At 41.1% G+C, this 16,514-nt stretch carries 14 protein-coding genes; 8 read left to right on the top strand and 6 right to left on the bottom strand.

Translation table 11 applies throughout. The features are described from left to right. Nucleotides 1–444: 444 nt before the first annotated feature. Both SWP_RS15790 and SWP_RS15795 read left to right on the top strand, forming a co-directional pair. Nucleotides 445–1,062, top strand: coding sequence for a hypothetical protein (locus tag SWP_RS15790; RefSeq protein WP_020913574.1), 618 nt, complete (start codon nucleotides 445–447; stop codon nucleotides 1,060–1,062). Between the two features lie 54 nt (nucleotides 1,063–1,116). Further along, a complete protein-coding gene (locus SWP_RS15795) occupies nucleotides 1,117–1,413 on the top strand; it encodes a DUF1488 family protein (RefSeq protein WP_020913575.1) in 297 nt (98 codons plus the stop codon). 1,962 nt (nucleotides 1,414–3,375) lie between these two features. Here SWP_RS15795 and SWP_RS15800 read toward each other — a convergent pair. Both SWP_RS15800 and SWP_RS15805 read right to left on the bottom strand, forming a co-directional pair. After that, the gene (locus SWP_RS15800) at nucleotides 3,376–3,681 is read right to left on the bottom strand and encodes an Mpo1-like protein (protein ID WP_044555989.1); all 306 of its coding nucleotides are present in this window, start codon (nucleotides 3,679–3,681) and stop codon (nucleotides 3,376–3,378) included. Then, on the bottom strand, nucleotides 3,674–4,312 hold the full coding sequence (locus tag SWP_RS15805; RefSeq protein WP_020913576.1) for a GNAT family N-acetyltransferase: 639 nt from the start codon (nucleotides 4,310–4,312) through the stop codon (nucleotides 3,674–3,676). The genes SWP_RS15800 and SWP_RS15805 overlap by 8 nt, the downstream gene beginning before the upstream one ends. 278 nt (nucleotides 4,313–4,590) lie before the next feature. Between SWP_RS15805 and SWP_RS15810 the strand changes: the two genes are divergently transcribed. Then, complete coding sequence (locus SWP_RS15810; protein WP_020913577.1) at nucleotides 4,591–4,872, top strand: DUF2789 domain-containing protein; 282 nt, start codon at nucleotides 4,591–4,593, stop codon at nucleotides 4,870–4,872. Nucleotides 4,873–4,889: 17 nt separating this feature from the next. Here the strand turns inward: SWP_RS15810 and SWP_RS15815 are convergent, their stop codons facing one another. After that, entirely contained in the window at nucleotides 4,890–5,261 is a 372-nt protein-coding gene (locus tag SWP_RS15815) for a DUF3192 domain-containing protein (RefSeq protein WP_020913578.1), read from the bottom strand. A gap of 150 nt (nucleotides 5,262–5,411) precedes the next feature. Here SWP_RS15815 and SWP_RS15820 point away from each other — a divergent pair, with 150 nt between their 5' ends. Both SWP_RS15820 and SWP_RS15825 read left to right on the top strand, forming a co-directional pair. Further along, nucleotides 5,412–5,762: a hypothetical protein gene (locus tag SWP_RS15820; protein ID WP_020913579.1), complete on the top strand. Its 351-nt coding sequence runs from the start codon at nucleotides 5,412–5,414 to the stop codon at nucleotides 5,760–5,762. 5 nt (nucleotides 5,763–5,767) lie between these two features. Beyond that, on the top strand, nucleotides 5,768–6,541 hold the full coding sequence (locus SWP_RS15825; protein ID WP_020913580.1) for a Zn-ribbon-containing protein: 774 nt from the start codon (nucleotides 5,768–5,770) through the stop codon (nucleotides 6,539–6,541). Nucleotides 6,542–6,603: 62 nt separating this feature from the next. On the opposite strand, the gene syd is transcribed toward SWP_RS15825, so the two are convergent. Further along, nucleotides 6,604–7,251 carry a SecY-interacting protein gene (gene syd / locus SWP_RS15830; protein ID WP_020913581.1) on the bottom strand — a complete coding sequence of 216 codons (648 nt, stop codon included), beginning with the start codon at nucleotides 7,249–7,251 and terminating at the stop codon, nucleotides 6,604–6,606. Between the two features lie 58 nt (nucleotides 7,252–7,309). Here syd and queF point away from each other — a divergent pair, with 58 nt between their 5' ends. Beyond that, the gene (gene queF / locus SWP_RS15835; RefSeq protein WP_044555991.1) at nucleotides 7,310–8,167 is read left to right on the top strand and encodes an NADPH-dependent 7-cyano-7-deazaguanine reductase QueF; all 858 of its coding nucleotides are present in this window, start codon (nucleotides 7,310–7,312) and stop codon (nucleotides 8,165–8,167) included. A gap of 43 nt (nucleotides 8,168–8,210) precedes the next feature. On the opposite strand, the gene SWP_RS15840 is transcribed toward queF, so the two are convergent. Further along, nucleotides 8,211–9,125, bottom strand: coding sequence for a LysR family transcriptional regulator (locus SWP_RS15840; protein WP_020913583.1), 915 nt, complete (start codon nucleotides 9,123–9,125; stop codon nucleotides 8,211–8,213). A 150-nt stretch (nucleotides 9,126–9,275) separates the two neighbouring features. Here SWP_RS15840 and SWP_RS15845 point away from each other — a divergent pair, with 150 nt between their 5' ends. Further along, complete coding sequence (locus SWP_RS15845; RefSeq protein WP_020913584.1) at nucleotides 9,276–11,273, top strand: alkyl/aryl-sulfatase; 1,998 nt, start codon at nucleotides 9,276–9,278, stop codon at nucleotides 11,271–11,273. A 63-nt stretch (nucleotides 11,274–11,336) separates the two neighbouring features. Here SWP_RS15845 and SWP_RS15850 read toward each other — a convergent pair whose 3' ends face one another. Next, entirely contained in the window at nucleotides 11,337–12,278 is a 942-nt protein-coding gene (locus tag SWP_RS15850; RefSeq protein ID WP_020913585.1) for a 4'-phosphopantetheinyl transferase family protein, read from the bottom strand. A 908-nt stretch (nucleotides 12,279–13,186) separates the two neighbouring features. On the opposite strand from SWP_RS15850, the gene SWP_RS15855 reads away from it, so the two are divergent. Continuing rightward, nucleotides 13,187–16,093 (top strand): TonB-dependent receptor domain-containing protein, encoded by a 2,907-nt coding sequence (locus SWP_RS15855; protein WP_020913587.1) that lies wholly within the window; start codon nucleotides 13,187–13,189, stop codon nucleotides 16,091–16,093. Nucleotides 16,094–16,514 lie beyond the last annotated feature (421 nt).

The following is a 16,514-nucleotide window of genomic DNA, read 5'->3' on the forward strand; positions in this document are numbered from 1 at the left end:
TGATGTGAGAATGTGCATATTTGTGAAACGAAAAAGCCGAGATTTGGATCGTAATGTGAACTAGGCGTTTTTAATTTTAGCTCTAAGAAGCTATTGTCCAACTTCGAGTCAGCGAGATCTGCACTGGCTCGTTTGTGCCCCAAAACGTGTTTAAAATGGATATTTCGAAGTTTAACTGTTTGTTTCTAACTTCAAAAATCTAATATAACCTTCAATTGAGTGGCCACATTATCTATACCACTTCACAACTTTAAGTTGATATTTCTCTCTTCTTTTTTTTGATAATATCTTTAGCCAACGCAATTCATAGTGCTCATATATTGGTTGCCTATATGATAACTACGAATACTTGAAATTTGTACATTCAATGGTAATTTAGACTATGATTAATTCTATGCAATAGCAATAACTGTTGGATTTATTAAAAAGACAAATAGGGATATTATGTTTTCTTTTTTTAAGCGAAAGTCACCGACAGAAAAATTTGGCGTAGAGCTTGTTGAACATTATTTAGGCTGTGCTGAGACCGCCATACATGCAATTGGACACATAACTCCAAATTATTTTAAACAAAATGCAGCCAGTGATATTGATAATTATCTATATTCATTGGGATTTTCAAAAACAGAATTGCACATGTTTAGACTTGCTTTCGTAATGTGTTCTGTTCAATTGACATTGATTTTATTAAAAAGTATTTCGATTAGTAGATCTTCAATCAACAAGGTTGAAAGTGGTGCTTGCAAGCGCATACATGAAGTTACTGAACATTTAGGTGTGGAACTTAAATCATGTGACTATATACCCGAAATTAAACGTATTATTTCAAGTAATACACTTCTATCTAATCAAAGGCTTTTTTTCCCTGATAAAAATCCAGAAAGTGAAGATGGTATTTTCTATCAGTTAGCCGAATATTTATACCATTCTTTTCTATCTAGCAATACCAAGCTCTCTTCTGCGTGGGTTAACAATAAGAGTTTATATGTTTTGGGGGTGGGAAATGGATTTCGATATTGTAATGAGATAGCTAAAGGCTTATATGAAAAGAAAAATTTTTAGCTATCACGTGACATTTTTAATAGAAGTTATAACAGGACTAAATAGAGGGAAGAGATGAACGTTGAACCGATAAAATTTACCGATGAAATTAAAGAGCTTGTGGGTTTAGATGCATTAGAGTTCTACGGTGCAACAGAGAAAGGTCGAAAAATTACTTGCATGGTTCAGAAACAAGCATTGGAAGACTTTTTTGATAAATCTATAAATGAGGATTTTAAAAGTTGCTTTTCTAGAATGAAATTTTTCATACTCAATATAGCAAGGATTCTTGTATATAATAATGAATACAATAGTGACGGAGTTTACGATATTGATAATAAGGCATGCATGAAATACAAACATCTATTGTAAAAATTTTACTGTATAAAGCTTTAGCTTGATTTTTATGTCTCAAGTTATCAATAGGATAAAGGGGCTGGATATGTGGAGAACAGTATAAACTTTATATAATTGCCATACATTTTCTAATCTGAGCAGCCTTCTTTTAGAACCTCAGATCTAAAACATTTCTGTCCAAAAACGAGTTAACGACTACCATGGGCTTGCTAGGTATTCATCTGGGGTGGGCTATGCAAGCTTCTAAATCATGGGTGATTTAGTAGAGCCTATAGGGATATATTCACGACTTGTAGAAGCTCAATGCGGCTTAATTACATTGGGCTTAACTTAAGGCTCAAATGCTAAATGGTTGCGCTTTTCTAACCGAGTGTAGATACGGCTGAGGCCTTCGAAAACAGGACGTTTTCGTTGAGCCCACAAGGATGTGTTCACGGCGAGCCTCTGCAGTATCTGCACATACGCCGACCGCAGGTCATTGGAACCACCTTTGTCAGAAGATAACTCACTTTTGTCCAACAACGAGTTAGTCATTAAAATGAGTTTGCTAGTTATTCATCTGGGTTGGGCTGTGCAAGCTTCTAAATCATGGATGATTTAGTAGAGCCTATAGGGATATATTCACGGCGACTTGCAACAGCTCAAGGCTGCGGAATAGCACTCGATTGATGGGTAAAGGTAAATCCAGCGTCGATTATAGAATCGACGCTAAAGAAAAAGCGCGGCCCCAGAGGAGACGCGCCTTCGCTATTACTTTGTAAGCTCATCCTGCTATTTTCATGCTCCTTGCACCATCCATGCGTAACTTGGCTCCCTGCCCATCCATGTATCCATTTTTTCCTTGTACCTTACGGTACTCATCCCTGTTTCTTAGTAATCCATTTACTAAGCTTGCTCATCCTAAGCGTGTCCTACATCATCCTTGAGAGTCCATTCATTAACTATCCGTAGCATCCTACCTTCCGAGGTAGTAAACCTTCCGTCCTGGATTGTTTAACCGCTCCTTGGTCGTTTTGGCAATCAATCCTTGAAAGCCCCGTCCATGATAGTTATCCATATTAAGTGCGAATCCTTCGTCACTTTTTAGATCTTCCTAATCTGTGAATCCTTTCCACATGCGTCCTTGCACAATCAAATAATAAGTCAAAATCAAACAAATGTTAGCTAAAGATCGATAATTTAACATTCGTTCACATTTACCACATGCAAGCATAAACAGCTAACCACCTGATTTACCTATGCATTTATAGAAAACATACTATATAGCGACAACTTAAAGCCCTTATTTCGCACGAAGCTGTAAGAGATCTCTCACATGGAACCGAGCAAATTATCAAACGATATGTTTAGCTAAAAGAAAGGGCGCACCTTTCGGTGCGCCCAGATCTAGCTTCTTTTAGCTTTCCCGCTATATATGTGCTCCCTGCATCATCCTTGGTTAACGTGCATCCTGCATCTTCCTTGTAAATCCCTTTATATCCATGTACACATGGTACAAACTCCATTTATCAGCTTATCCTAAGCCAAATTCCTCTTCCTGAGGTTGTCCTAATTGCGTCCTGCAAATTCCTAACTCGTTAATAAGTATCTGGTTAATAATCAAGCTCTACAATGGCGCTGACTAATCAAGCATTTCCAATATTAAACTAACTTATCCTTAAGTTAGTGGCTTAACATACTTAATAACTGTATAAGCAAATCTAACAATCGACACTGATACGGCATCTCATATTGAGTAAAGCCACAGCGTTATCTCTCGTGATTTCTTAAGGTAAGTATATCTATTCATTAAGCGAAAAAATTGCGACTACTACCAACCTTCAAAGCTGTAACATTATTGCAGCAATTACAACTAACCATAACCGCTTGATTTAATAGGACTAAACCTCAAGTGCGAGGTGGTTCCAACAACAAATCAATTTAATATCCCACAGCAAAGTAAGAGATCTCTTACAACAATGTGAAACTAAACGGAGATCACAGTTTAATTTTTCTACGGATAGCTGCAAAATACATAACCCAATCAGCCAGTAAGCTGTAGAAAGGATACTCAAATGTCGCAGGCCTATTTTTCTCAAATAGAAAATGTCCTAGCCACGCAAATCCATATCCTATAACCGGAAGCGACAAAAGTAGCAGCCATTGGCCTAAGTAGAGTGTAATCGCCAGCATTAAAATAACCAGAGAACTACCGATATAATGTAGAGTTCGGCAAATGTCATTTTGATGCTGCGAAAGGTAGAAAGGATAAAACTCCGCAAAACTATTAAACCGCTTACTCATTGTTTTGACCTCGATAAAACATTAGCTCTCCAGCCACGTTACCTATCGCTAGTTGTTCTAGTTTTTCAAATCCATGGCTTGCAAATAACTTATTATGTGCAGGCTCACTGACAAATACACCAACACCATCGAGATGCGGTTGTTCATCACACCAACTTAGTACTGTTTTAACAAGCTGGCTGCCGTACCCTTTGCCCTGTTCATTAGTAGAAACAGCAATAAATTGGATTATTCCACAGTTAGCATTTGGTAAGCTTTCCACGATCTGATGCTCTTTTTTGATCCAAGCTTGAGTTGATTGCCAGCCAGCACTAATCAGCATTTTTAAACGCCAATGCCAGTAACGTGCCTCTCCAAGTGGAACTTGCTGAGTTGCAATGCAGGCGACTCCAATAAGTCGCTCATCTGAAAATATACCTATCAACCCCTGCTCTTGTTGCCACAACTCGTTTAACTCCTCACGAATTGCACCGCGTAATTTTTGCTCATACTGAGCTGTATCATTACGGTACAGAGCGTCCATAAAGAAAGGGTCATCATGATATGCGTTATAAAGAATTGAAGCGGCGACTCTTAAATCTTCAGCTGTTAGATATACAGCTCGGCACTCTTGCGAGGCTTGATTTTCCATTATTATTTTCCTTGATCGAGATCACACAATACCAATGTATCAAGCTTTACAAAAAGTGCAATTATTAATCAAAGCAAACAATAACAGCCGCTCTTTAGCGCTAATACTTTAGCTTTTTATGATAAAACAGATACTAGAAGCGGTTTAACTATCGAGCTTTGTTTTCCTCTTAACTCAATAACTTAGATAAAATCTTGAGCGATACTGCATAGCTCGCTAACTGAACATCTCGGCACGCAGCGACAGAAGGCATTAAGCCTGCTTGAAAAAGCAGATGTATGAGGTTTGAGCCATACTATAGCCAAGCACTTTTCAACGGAGATAACGGCATGGACACCACCCAGGGAGATCTAGAACATTTATTTCAGCAATTAGGTTTGCAAAGTGATGGTATTTCCATCGAAGGATTTGTTAAAAAACACCATTTACCAGAGGGGCTGCTTATTCAACAAGCTGACTTTTGGAGCGAGTCGCAACGACATTTTTTAGCAGAAGCATTAGCTGAAGATGCCCAGTGGTCTGATGTTATTGACCATCTGGACACCTTATTAAGAAAGTAACTTGGCGGGAGTAACGCTTAAATTTTGCTGTAAGCCATCTCGCCCCAACCCACTAAGATATTGTTGCTAATGACGACAGGAGTACATTCGTCTTTAGTGGTTTTACCGTCACCTTTTAAACGTTGAGTTCGGTAAAAAAGTACATGTACTTCTTTATCTTGCTGTATATAAGCTTCATTAAAATCGGCTGTTCCCATAAGCGTCGTCACTTGATCTTTAGACATGCCCAAGGAGATTTTAGCTAGATTTCCGCGATTAATTTCTTGTGTTTTTTGCCATGAACCATTGTTATCCCAGTCAGATTCACCATCGCCAACATTGATCACGCAGCCAGTTAGCCCTATGCTTGCAATCCCAAAAAACGCTAAACTTAGTAGATTTTTTTTCACTTTAACTTCCTGTATTTATTTTGATTTTATAAACTTCAATAAAGCAAACAGTATGCCAAGAGTTAAGTGGTTGTTTTAATGTGATTTATGTAATCCGTGTTAGCCATTTTAACTAAATAGACTATTACAGAGTAAGGAATTTAACCAACGATGAGCCCACTAGACCAAGTACTCTGCGCAGCAAAACAGCTTAGCGATGAAGGTAAAAACCCTACTCTAGCGTTAATAAAAACCAAACTAGGGATCAGCGTGGCGATGCCAACCTTGATCCAAGGTCTACAACAGTACAAATCGATGAGTGATGCTGACAAAGCCAGCATCAAAACAACAGCGCAAGTCAATGCTGCCGCACAAGAAGAGCTGCAACAACAGTCTGCTAACGATCAACAAAGAGTTGCAAAATTAGAGCAAGAGCTTGTGCTACTTAAAAAAGAGCTAAAAGCAGTAACCCAAAGATTGACCATACTTGAATCGGTAGCCAATAAAACCAGTGAGAAATAGAGATAATGCACGTCGTTGAATTAAGGTTTGAGTGTTTTGACAACACCACCATCACAGCAGCAGAAAAAGCGATTAATGGGCTATTAGAGGCTTACCGCGCAAATGGTCAAATACTAGGCCGTGAATTTGCGGTAGCCTTTAATGATGGTGAATTTAAAGCTCGCCTATTAACCCCCGAAAAAAGTAGTCTTGCAAAGCGTTTTAACAGCCCATGGGTTGAAAAGGCACTCACCGAACTGACTGACGCTAAACTACTTGCTCCACGAGAAAAATATATTGGTCAGGATATTAACTCAGAGGTTTCAAGCCAAGAAACGCCAAGCTGGCAACTACTTTATACCAGCTACGTGCATATGTGCTCGCCGCTGAGAAATGGCGATACACTGCAACCTATACCACTTTATCAAATACCAGCCACAGCCAATGGTGATCATAAACGCATGATCCGCTGGCAGACCGAATGGCAAGCATGTGATGAACTACAGATGGCGGCTGCAACAAAAGCTGAATTCGCAGCACTGGAAGAGTTAACAAGCCATCATAGCGATCTGTTTAGACGAGGCTGGGATCTGCGTGGCAGAGTTGAGTATCTGACCAAGATCCCTACTTACTATTATCTCTATCGCGTTGGCGGTGAAAGTCTCGCCAATGAGAAAAAACGCTGTTGCCCAAAATGTGGCAGTAACGAATGGCTGCTTGATGAGCCATTACTGGATATGTTCCATTTTCGCTGCGATACATGCCGTATCGTATCCAATATCTCTTGGGATCATCTGTAATACGGTCCAATAAAAAAGCCTGAAAAACACGTTATTCAGGCTTTTTTATTGAAGCAAGGGGCTTACTTACCCAGTAAATTACGCCACATTATTTTCATTCGTTGCCAGATCCCTGGGTGATCATAGGCTGGTATCACTTCCTCCACTAACTTAACTGGTGGGGCGACACGCGGGCTAACCTCGCTGATAAAGCTATTTAGTGAGTCCGCTAGCTTAACACTTTGGGCTTGCCCAGCGATTTCAATCCATACACTGCCATCAGCATTGTTTACCGTGATCATCTTGTCTTCATCATCGAACACACCGATAAACCAAGTAGGCTCTTGTTTAAGTTTCTTTTTCATCATCAGGTGGCCAATCATATTTTGCTGTAGATGCTCAAAATCGCTTTGACTCCAAGCTTGCAACAGCTCTCCGGTGCCCCACTGTGAGTCAAACATCAGCGACGCGGCAAAATGAGAGCCATAAAAAGCATTAATATCGCCATGTAAAGATAGCTCTAGCGCATGCTCAACATTATCAAATCGCCCCGTATCAACTCGAACAACGCTCTTCCACTGCAGCGCCTCTTCTGTTTCAACGTCAACATCACCTACAATACACTCTGACGCCTGTTGCTGCGCATAGTAACGAGGGTGTTCACCTAATGTATCGAGGTAAGCTTGTTGATAGTCGCTTAAAAAAATATCCAGAGCAGGTAAAGAAGACACTTAAGCCATTCCAAAATCAGTTATAATAAGGGTCTATTTTGACACGGAAACCGTATTGATGACAAAACATCATGATCCCTATAGTGACGCAGCCGAACTTTCAGAACTCACACTAGGAAAGTCCACTGGCTACCAAGAGCAGTATGATGCTTCTTTACTACAGGGTGTGCCGCGTAAATTAAACCGCGATGCTATTGGCCTGAATGATGATTTACCCTTTCATGGCTGTGATATTTGGACTGGCTACGAGCTTTCTTGGTTAAATGCCAAAGGTAAGCCAATGGTCGCTATTGCAGAATTCAGTTTAGATTACCAAAGTGCGAACTTAATTGAATCAAAGTCATTTAAATTGTACTTAAACAGCTTCAACCAAACTAAGTTTGATGATGTACAAACCGTTCAAGCAACCTTAAGCCGCGATCTATGTGAATGTGCACAGGGTGATGTTAGCGTTAAAGTCATCGAGCCTAAGCAATTTAGCCACCAACGTATTGTCGAATTACCAGGAACTTGTATTGATGCTCTCGATATTGAAGTCGATGATTATAGTTTTAATCCTGACTATTTAGTCGACAGTGTTGATGACAAAGTGATGGTCGCAGAGACGTTGACCTCTAACCTGCTCAAGTCAAACTGCCTAATCACCTCTCAACCCGATTGGGGCACGGTAATGATCCGTTATCAAGGACCTAAAATTGATAGAGAAAAATTACTGCGCTACTTAATCTCATTTAGGCAGCACAATGAGTTTCATGAGCAGTGCGTCGAGCGAATTTTTGTTGATCTAAAACGTTTCTGTCAATGTGCAAAGCTAACGGTTTACGCACGATATACTCGCCGAGGCGGCTTAGATATCAACCCCTATCGCAGTGACTTTGAAAACCCTGCCGACAACCATCGCCTAGCCAGACAGTAAACAGTTTCCGGCAAACAACCGAGCTCTATCATGAGCTCGGTTTTTATAGCTCTAATGTTTGGACGAGTTGAGTGATCTGCTTTCGTAACCAAGCATTAGCACTATTTCGCTGCAGCTTTTTACTCCAAATCAAATGATATTCGATCGGCCTTGTTTCAAAAGGTAGCGGATATTGCACCAAATTAAATAGCTGCGCATATTCTTTAAGGTAACGAGAAGATGCCACAGAGATAGCATCGGTTTTAGATGTCGTCGCCAACATGCTTAGTAGCGAAGATTGCTCACTATAGGTTTTACGTTGCGGTAAAACCGTTTCACTATACAGCTCGGTGATCGCAAGGTTTGAACGGCGCATCTTAAACACCACATGCTTCTCATAGAAGTACGCTTCAGAACTCAATTGCCCTTGTATTCTCGGGTGATCTTTTCTCACCACGCATACCAATTTATCACACATTAACAAACCAGCATCTAACGACGACGGTATTTGGCTCATAACATCTATCGCGAGATCGACTCGTTCAAATTGCAGGTCTGACTGAAGTAACTCTTCGTTCGACGGCGGCTCCTTAAAAACAATATCGACTGCAAGCCCAGCGGTCAATTTATCGATTGGCGATTGTAATAGCTGCATAATAACTTCATTGGCATACACCTGAAACTGACGTGAATGCAGTTTAGGATCAAATTGATCCATCGCGGTGACTACATCGTCAATAGCATTAAAGTGACTATCCAGCTGTTGATACAAGTTATGCCCAGCAGAAGTCGCCTCCACTCCACGACCAACCCGTATAAACAACTCATCACCTAGCTGTTTTTTCAAACGGTTAATCGCATTACTCACCGAAGATTGCGTTAAGTCGAGTTGTTCGGCAGCTCGGCTAAATGAACCACAGCGATACACAGCAAGAAATACCGGAAATAGATTCAGATCAAATTGGTTAGTTTGCGGCATTGGGCTCATTACCATTCATGGTGTGAATATTAAATTCTAATCTAGCGATAATTACTAAATAACTCAAGCACTCTACACTAGCCTCAATTCAGTTTGTATTGACTCGGTTCTAACTCAAATCATGCTTAGAGCCCTTATTGAGGAAACACCATGAAACTCTCAGCCCTTACTCTCGCCATAATAAGCACTGTCACACTAGGCTTTTCATCGACGACGGTCGCAGCCCAGCATGAACATGATCACATTACCGTTCATTATGAAGGCAAGGCTGCGACCCAGCATACAGCGCAACATAACCAAGCTATTGCTGAAACTCTAAACTTTACTGACAACAAGGCTTTTGAACAATCATCAAAAAACCTTGTCGCAAAGTTTGATAAAGCGACTGCCGATATACTTAGGGCTGAATTTGCTTTTATTAGCGAGCAAACGCCTGATTCGGTTAACCCATCGCTTTATCGCCAAGCGCAGCTCAATATGGTGCCAAATGGCTTATACAAGGTGTCTGACGGGATCTATCAAGTACGTGGCACAGACTTATCCAATCTAACCTTAATAAAGGGTAAAACGGGTTGGATCGCCTACGATGTATTACTCACAAAGGAAGCCTCTAAAGCATCACTTAGCTTTGCACTTAAAAATCTACCAGAAGGCAGCGACCTTCCTGTTGTGGCGATGATCTACTCTCATAGCCACGCCGATCACTTTGGTGGTGCCCGTGGTATTCAAGAGATGTTCCCCAATGTCGAAGTTTACGGTTCACATAACATCACTAAAGAGATCGTTGATGAAAACGTACTTGCAGGTAACGCAATGAGCCGCCGTGCAGCGTATCAATATGGTGCAACCTTAGGTAAGCATAACCACGGTATTGTTGATGCCGCGCTCGGTAAAGGTTTATCAAAGGGTGAGATCACTTATGTGGCTCCAGATTACACCCTAAACGGTAAAGGAAAGTGGGAAACCATAGAAATCGATGGTCTAGAGATGGTGTTTATGGATGCCTCTGGCACTGAAGCAGAGTCCGAAATGATCACCTATATTCCGTCTAAAAAAGCGCTTTGGACTGGTGAGCTGACTTATCAGGGGATGCACAACATCTACACCCTGCGCGGTGCAAAAGTACGTGACGCGTTAAAATGGTCAAAGGATATCAACGAGATGATCAGCGCCTTTGGCACTGATGTTGAAGTACTGTTTGCCTCTCATTCTGCGCCTGTTTGGGGTAATAAAGATATTAACCAGTTTTTGCGTCTGCAACGTGACAACTATGGTTTGGTTCACAACCAAACCCTGAGGTTGGCCAATAATGGCGTCGGGATCCAAGACATTGGTGATGCAATTCAAGACACCATTCCTGAGGCGGTATACAAGGCTTGGCATACCAATGGCTATCACGGCACCTATAGTCATAATGCCAAAGCCGTTTATAACAAATACTTGGGCTATTTCGACATGAACCCGGCTAACTTAAACCCACTACCGACAAAGCTAGAGTCAGCTAAATTTGTCGAATACATGGGTGGTGCCGATGCAGCGGTAAAACGCGCAATGGGTGACTTTGCTCAAGGTGAATATCGCTTTGTCGCTACAGCACTCAACAAAGTCGTAACGGCAGATCCGAGTAACGATGCCGCGCGGCAACTTCTGGCAGATACCTATGAGCAACTAGGCTATCAATCAGAAGGTGCAGGCTGGAGAAATATCTACCTAACCGGCGCACAAGAATTACGCGTTGGTATTCAAAAAGGCGCGCCTAAAACAGCTTCGGCTGATGTGATCAGTGAAATGGATATGCCAACCTTGTTCGACTTCTTGGCCGTCAAAATCGATAGTCAGCAAGCTGCTAAACATGGCTTAGTAAAAATGAACATCATCACTCCTGATACCAAACAAGTGCTCTACATTGAGCTTAGTAACGGTAACTTGAGCAACAATCTGGTTGACAGTGAGCAAACTGCAGACGCTAACCTTATTATTAACAAGGCTGACGTTACCCAAATTTTACTGGGTAAGACCACGCTAAAAGCCCTGCTCGCATCAGGTGGTGCTAAAATTACCGGCGACAAAACAGCCTTTAGCAAAATAGCAGGCAGTATGGTGGAGTTTGATCCAGCATTTGAAATCGTGCCAATACCGCAATCATAAACGCTTAGCCATAAGCTAGCACGAATAAAGGGACGCTCTATGCGTCCCTTTATCTATTATTAGCTAATAAGCTAAAACCAATGCGTTGATACTGACGACTTGCGCTTGATAATCAATAGAAGCTGCGTCAATAGGTTGTCCATCCATACTGACCGCAAAACGGTACTCGCGATTCAAATGACCCAAAGCGCAATGCCAATTATCAGCTTTACTCGCTGACAGGACTTTAGCAGGAGTCTCCCCCGTTGGCTTATCTGCACCAAGCGCTTGGTTATCAGCCTTTAAACCTTGCTCTGCAAAAAGTTGCAAACCAACTTGCTGCTTAAAATGCATCTGCTCAGTAAAGCCTACTCGGTGTAGTTCTGGCGGCATATTCTCGCTCGACTTCAATACTAAAGTGCTTTGTTGCATCACGGAGAGATCAAATCCAAATGATTTCAACGACAAAGCCAAGCCTAAGCCCCTAGCTTTAATATAAGACTCTTTCAGTGCCCAAAGATCAAAAAATCGGTCACGCTGCTGCTCGCAAGGCAGTGCGAGCAGCGCCGCCGTTTCTGGCTCAGAAAAGTAATGATTTAGTATGGAATGAATATTGGTGCGACTGCGGCAACGCTCAATATCAACACCCAACTCCAACGGCAGCATTTCCCCCGGCTGCTGAACAATAGCCAGCAATAACCAGTCGCCGCTATGGCTTAAATTAAAATTGATGCCACTGTGTGCAAACTGAGCTGCAGTTAAACGCGGTTTGCCTTTTTCACCATATTCAAACTGCCACTCATTAGGTTTAAGTGTGCCATGCAGCGATAATACAGCCCGCAAATACCCGCGCACCATTAATCCTTGCACTTGAGCTGATGGCTGGATATAGCGATCCACTTTATTAATCTCGTCTTGTGGTAACCACGAACGAATCGTTATCGCCACGTTATCGTCGAGAGACGATGGCAATAGCGGGCAGAAATAGAGTTTGATACTCGGTGACGAAGGGGTTAGCAGTGGCAAGGCGAACTCGAAACAGTGGCTTATTACACTTATTGTGGCCTCTTTTGCTACAAAACAACAGAGAAGCCAACTGAATTATTCAGTATTTGCCCTTCTGTGATTTAAAAATGCACCACCTAATCAGCTGTAGCGAGTCCATTTACTGCAACTCCTTATACGCTTTGTCGGGAATAATGTCTTAACAGCGAAAACTCATTGAGGTTAGTCCACCTCCACCGGTCATTGACTTAAGCCTAGTAGAATAGTCTGCTACATTTTACAGTGGTGCCTCCATAGCAACTTTCATTTTATAATAGTCGCCTTTTGCTGAGTACCACAGGTATTTTTTTACAATCCAGCCACGCTTTTTAAACACCATTTCTATAAATTTATTTTTAGTGAACTTTTTCCAAAACTATGACTCTTACTTAATAGCAGAACGAAAACGCTAACGCCGTTAGCAACATGTTAATCAAAACAGTTAAACACAGTCGTTTATCGATTAAAAATACAGCAAGCAAGCCTATTTCAACTACTCAGTGAAAAACAGTGCAAATCACTACGTAAAAGAAATAGTACAATATAATTACCCTCCAGCAAAAAATAGCTTCAACAGTACCCACCTTCACTCACATAAAAAAAATATCAAGTAAAACAAATAAATACAGAGCACAAAACCGAATACTTAATACCGTATACAAAAAATATAATTCCCCATCTATAACCGCAACAGCATTAAACACCACGAAAACACCCAGCAACAAACGAAAGCCCTTTAGAAAGGTATTTAAACAATTTATTTGCCTAGCCAAAACATGAGTATATTTCACTAACAGATTGCCAATTAACAACCAAAGTATTACAAAAAGACACCAAGCGGTTAACGTGTTGTTGCAATTTGTATCAACGCTTTATTTAAGGGAATTATTATGTTTTTGAATTCTAAACTAGCAAGCTCAGTAAAACTGGCTATATCAGTAGGCTTAACAGCCTCACTGGCAATGCCTGCTTTTGCTGAAGAAGAAACAACAGAAGAACAAATAGAAAGAGTTGCAGTTACTGGATCTCGAATAGCAAAAGCTGAACTTACTCAACCAGCTCCTGTTGTTAGCCTTTCTGCAGAAGAACTAGCCAAATTTGGTAATTCAGACATTGCAAGTGTCTTGGCGGAACTGCCTTCAATTGGTGCAACAAATACCATCATTGGTAACAATAATAGTAATGAAAGTGCTGGTGTTAGTTCAGCCGATTTACGTCGACTGGGCGCGAACAGAACGTTAGTATTAGTCAACGGTAAGCGTCATGTAGCTGGTGAGCCAGGTTCAGCGCAAGTTGATTTATCAACAATCCCAACAAGTATGGTATCACGAATAGAAATTGTTACTGGTGGTGCATCAGCAATTTATGGTTCTGATGCGGTATCTGGTGTAATAAACATTATTCTAAAAAACAATTTTGAAGGCTTTGAATTCAATGCCCGCACAAGCGGTTCACTTGAAGGCGTAGGCACGCAAGATCACTCCTTTGATGTACTAGGTGGTGCAAACGTTGCAGATGGACGTGGTAACGTAACTTTCTTCGCTGGTTATGAACGAACAAAAGAAGTAATGTCTACCGAAATCCGTCAATTTGATGCATGGGGAACAATTGCAAACCCAGAAAATGGCGGTGAAGAAGACGGCATTCCAGATAGACTTCGTGTTCCACGCGTTTATTCAGAAATGATCAATGATACCGGTGTTATCAATGCGTTTGGTGGCGGCATTGGTCGATCAACATTTGACCAAAACGGTAACCCAATTGCCCAAGCAGAACGAGATGGTAGCAACAGCTTTGCATTTGGTAATTTCCCCGATGGCTGTGATACTTGTTTTAACACAGAATCATATGAAAACTATATTCCAGCAGTAGAAAGAATTAACGTCGGTTCTACGTTTAACTACGACTTTACTGATGAAATTCAATTCTATACTGATTTTAGATATGTAAAGTCAGATATTAAACAACAATTCCAACCATCATTCCGTTTTGGTAACGTAAGCATCAACGTTCAAGATAATGCATTTTTGAATGAAGACTTGCGCCAATCGTTATTGGATGGCGGCCAAACAAACGCGACATTTGCTAAGTTCTTCGATGAGTTAGGTAACCGCTCTGCAGAAAACCGTCGTGAACTTTTCCGTTATGTCGGCGGTTTCAAAGGTGGCTTCGAGCTAAGCGAAACTATTTTCGATTACGACCTTTACTATATATATGGTGAAACAAATAACCGTCGTAAGACACTTAATGATCTGATCCCAGATAATTTTGTTGCAGCGCTTGATTCGGTTATCGATCCAGATACAGGTTTAGCTGCATGTCGTTCACAAGTTCCAAGTGCACAAGGTGATGATTATACTGACCCAGCCTCTGTTAACGGCGGTGACTGTGTTGCGTACAATCCTTTCGGCTTAGGCCAAGCGTCAGCTGAAGCTCGCGATTGGGTTTCTGCAGATGTGACTCGTGAAGATAAAATTACTCAACAAGTGATTGGTGGTACTTTAGCTGGTGACTCTGAAGAGTTATTTGAGCTTCAAGGTGGTCCAGTAGCTATGGTAGTTGGTTTTGAGTACCGTGAAGAAACATCAGGTTCAACAACTGATGAATTTACTAAAGCGGGCTTCCTAACTAACGCAGCAACACCTGATTCATTCGGCGAATATGATGTTAGCGAATACTTTGTCGAATTGAATTTACCAATCCTTAAAGATCTACCTTTTGCACATGAATTTAGTTTAGACGGTGCTTACCGTAAAGCAGATTACTCACATGCTGGTAAGACTGAAGCATGGAAAGTAGGTATGTTTTATGCGCCATTAGAGCAAATATCTATCCGTGGTACAATTGGTGAAGCTGTTCGTGCACCAAACATTGCAGAAGCATTCAGCCCTCGCTCACCAGGCTTCGGTCGAGTTTCTGATCCATGTGATGCAGATAACATTAATGACGATCCAGATCGTCCTGCAAACTGTGCGGCACTAGGTATTCCACCTGGATTCCAAGCTAATGATAACGTAAGTGTTGATACCATCTCTGGTGGTAACCCTGACCTTAAGCCAGAGTCATCGACTTCATATACTGGTGGTATAGTCTGGACACCTACATTTGCTGATAGCCTTTCATTTACTGTCGATTATTATGACATTGAAATTGAAGATGCCATCATCTCTGTAGCTACACAGACGGTTGCAGATAACTGTGTTGATGCAACTGGCGCTCCAGACCCAGATTTCTGTAGTCAAGTTGATCGTAACCCTACAACCTTTGACATTGAACTTGTTCGTTCTGGTTACCTAAACGCAGCTGCAATTTACACCAGTGGTATTGAGTTCCAAGGTGCTTATGCATTAGACCTCGAGTCTTTCAATATGCCAGGTGAGTTCCGCTTTAACCTTCTTGCTAACCAACTACTTAAATTAGAGCATCTTGAGTTCCAGAATCGCCCTGATGAAGTAAATGATGAAAAAGGTGAAGTTGGCGACCCTGAGCTGCAATTCCGCTTCGGTATGGATTATCGTTTAGACGATCTAACTGTAAGTTGGAATACTCGTTATATTGATAATGTAGTGACTTATGATGTGTCTGAAAATGGTGGTTCTCTAGAAGACCTATCACCAGGAACTATCGGTTCCATGACAACTCACGATCTAAGTGCGACTTACTATATCTCTGAAAATGTAATGATTAATGGTGGCGTACGTAACTTGTTTGATGCTCTACCTCCAGGGTACACAGCTAATGCAATGTATGACCTAGTTGGTCGTCGCGCATTCTTTGGCCTTAAAGTAATGATGTAATCTTGTAATAAAATAAACCTCCAAAAATGCAACCTTTGAAAAAAGGTTGCATTTTTTTTGACTAAACGCAGTACATTAAATGACCTTCATCGCGAGCTTATACTTATTTTTGTAAACGCTTCTCTCCTTAGCACCAAATCTGTTAACAATTCACTTTATAATAAATATTAGATCTAAATCACACTTTACTTTACTAACGTTAGTTACCACACAAAATAACACTTTAGCTTACATCTGTTCACTGAATCTGGTCATATCAGCGATTAATAAGTCCCAGGTGATTGTATTGCCCTAAAACCTCATGTAGTCTGCACATCCATTGGTCAAAACATACTAGGTTAATTACCAGAAACATTGAACTCCCGCGAAGTTCACTAGTCATAAAAACGTAATTAAGTCCCAGTAGATTATTAACGGAAAC

It is taken from the genome of Shewanella piezotolerans WP3, assembly GCF_000014885.1.
GTDB classification, from domain to species: domain Bacteria; phylum Pseudomonadota; class Gammaproteobacteria; order Enterobacterales; family Shewanellaceae; genus Shewanella; species Shewanella piezotolerans.